Raw genomic sequence first — 2,553 nt, 5'->3', positions numbered from 1 at the left:
ACCCCCGTTATACACATTGTTTTAGCAAGTTAAAGTTGCGACGTTCCCAGCAGATTACAGATGCGACAGGTGCTGACGTTCAGCCCCCATTCCGAGAGGCTGGTCGGGGTTGCAAACGAGGAATGGGGGCGGGTGAATATCCACCTCTTCGGCTTTAGCTTTCTTAGTAGCAATTGTTCTGTCAGCAGTTGATACTCGGCTCACCTGCATCGGGCAGGAGAGGGATCCAAGTCGTACAATGCTACCAAAAATCTGCCTGCAAGGTGACGTCGATATCGCTGCACTCTCACCACTGCTTCGCGGTATGCTGCTTGCAGTTGCCTATGCTCAGCGCGAGGGTGGCATCGGACTAACGGCAACCGGCGCGATGAACCGCAAGTTCGTGCATTGGGCTGCTGAGAACTTCCTCTGGCCCAGGTTCACAGCCAAAGACCTCTTCAGCATGCACAAGGTGCTCAATGAAAACGACATGCCACCACTTTGTGTTGTGCACGACCTGACCCGTTATCTGAAGCTTCTTCGCCGCAGGAAAAATGTACTGCTGCCAACCAAACGTGGCCTGGAGTTTCTGGTCAATCCACACGCTTTCTTCGATCTGATCGCCACCGATTATCTCTATTCGTATATTCATGCCACCGAACGTAAAGAGGCGATCCAGGCACGATTGCGTTGGTGGCGTATGTATCTCAATCTACTCAATATCAAGACCAGAGAAGGGTGTAAGCCGATGGACATTGTAAAGATACTCTATCCGGATATCGCTCATCTGTCCGACACTGAAATAGCCGTCGATGCGTGGGACCTGAAATTCGAGCTTCGGTACGGTGTCCTGCGACGCTTATGCTGGCTCGGCCTGCTTTTTGAGGCAAGAGAAGGGCTCAGCTTGCTTGACGACGGAACCTTCCACAAAACACCGCTTTGGACAGCTTGCCTGCAATTGGAGTCGGATATGCAAAGCGATATCGGCGTCCATTGACGCCCTTTATTCCGGCGCTGGCTGTCTCAATAAAGCTTGTTCTCGCCGGGCAATGACGGCAGGGTCGTTCATGTAAGCTGTGCGCGATTTACGCTCTCGCTTCTGATAGCCATTCCCGACACTGCCGTCAGGTATACCAAACATATGGTTGGCCTGACCAGTACGACGCGGACCGCTTTTGCTGCGTTGCTGCTCCCGTCCCGCCTGCATCTCAGCGACGATCAACAGCATGTCATCCAGCCGTTTGTTCTCGACAACAGGTGAGCGATGAATGGAACGAAGCTTGTCGAATGTTGTATAGGGCAGGGTGTCCGTACCGTGCATGATCTCCAGACGTCCGTCGGGATAGTCGCAGACAATGACCTTCTGCCGCGCAAGCCGCTTTGCAACTTCGGTCGGTTCCAGGATGAACAGCACTTTATCATAGCGTAGTGTCAGTGTTTGTGACAGCGTTCGCACTTCCTTCCGGCACAGCGCACCATCAATATTCTCATGCGCTGCCAGCGGTCGATGCATGTCCTTGGGATTGCGTGGCTCCTTGCCAAAACGGGCATTGAAATCTGCAATATATTCCGGCGCATATGCATTGGCTGCTTCGATCGTATCGATGCCGCGCAGCCGCAATTCCTTAACCAGACGATCCTGCAAAGTCCTGTTTGCCCGCTCAACACGGCCTTTGGCCTGTGGAGTATTGGCACAGATAATGTCGATGTTGAGCTCATAAAGTGCCCGACCAAACTGTGTCAGGCCGCTTGTTCGATCTTGCTTCGACGGATGAAGCGAACGAAAAACGCCGTGTTTGTCGCTATAGAAAGCTAGTGGTTTGCCCCATTGCTGGAGATATGCCTTCGTCGCATGAAAATAATCAAACGTGTTCTCTGAGCCCGCAAAACGCAAATGCAGGAGCTTGCCAGTGGCATCGTCGATATAAACGAGGAGGGCGCATTTGGGACCCCGCTCCTCGAACCACCAATGATGCGAGCCGTCGATCTGTATCAGTTCACCAAAGCAATCACGCCGGCCGCGCGGTTGATGCAGTTGCCGCTTGCGTTCGCGACGTGATGTCCACAATCCCGCTGCTGTCATCCATTGCCGCAGCGTCTCCTTGCTGACTGAAAGCCGATGGCGTTCAATCAGCTTCTCACAGGCCAGTGTCGGCCCAAAGTCCCGATAATACGTCCGTACAATATCCAGAATATCATTCCGGAAATCCTCGCCATAACGGCGATTGCTCGGACGACCGCGCTTGCCCGAAACAAGGCCCGCTGCACCAAGCCGATCAAATGCCTGTAACATCCGATGAATCTGACTACGACTGAGGCCAAGCAGCGCCGCTGCCTCCACCACACGAAGCTGATTATCTCTGATTTGCTGAACAGTCTTCAGCCGGTTGAGTTCTTTCTGCGACATCGTGATCAAACAAGACATGACGGCTCCCATCCGCTGTTTGCTGCTGAAAGCCCAGTCTTCCTTTCCGCGTTCGATTTGAAAAGGGCAAGAGAGGCAAAAATTGTCGCATCTCTAAATTGCCCATGTGTCGCATCTGTATATTGCCGTTATACACATCGATTGCATAA

2 protein-coding genes are annotated in these 2,553 nt (G+C 52.8%); one reads left to right on the top strand and one right to left on the bottom strand.

Translation table 11 applies throughout. The features are described from left to right. The first annotated feature begins 238 nt into the window (after window positions 1-238). Window positions 239-976 (top strand): hypothetical protein, encoded by a 738-nt coding sequence (locus tag QSJ70_RS27265; protein ID WP_285541338.1) that lies wholly within the window; start codon window positions 239-241, stop codon window positions 974-976. A 6-nt stretch (window positions 977-982) separates the two neighbouring features. Here QSJ70_RS27265 and QSJ70_RS27260 read toward each other — a convergent pair whose 3' ends face one another. After that, window positions 983-2,404, bottom strand: a complete 1,422-nt coding sequence (locus QSJ70_RS27260) for an ISNCY family transposase (RefSeq protein WP_215776478.1) — start codon at window positions 2,402-2,404, stop codon at window positions 983-985. Window positions 2,405-2,553 lie beyond the last annotated feature (149 nt).

The sequence above is a fragment of the Brucella sp. NBRC 12950 genome (genome assembly GCF_030268145.1).
In the GTDB taxonomy this organism is placed as follows: Bacteria; Pseudomonadota; Alphaproteobacteria; order Rhizobiales; family Rhizobiaceae; genus Brucella.
Note: the sequence above shows the minus strand (reverse complement) of the source record. Positions and strands in the feature narration are given on the sequence as shown.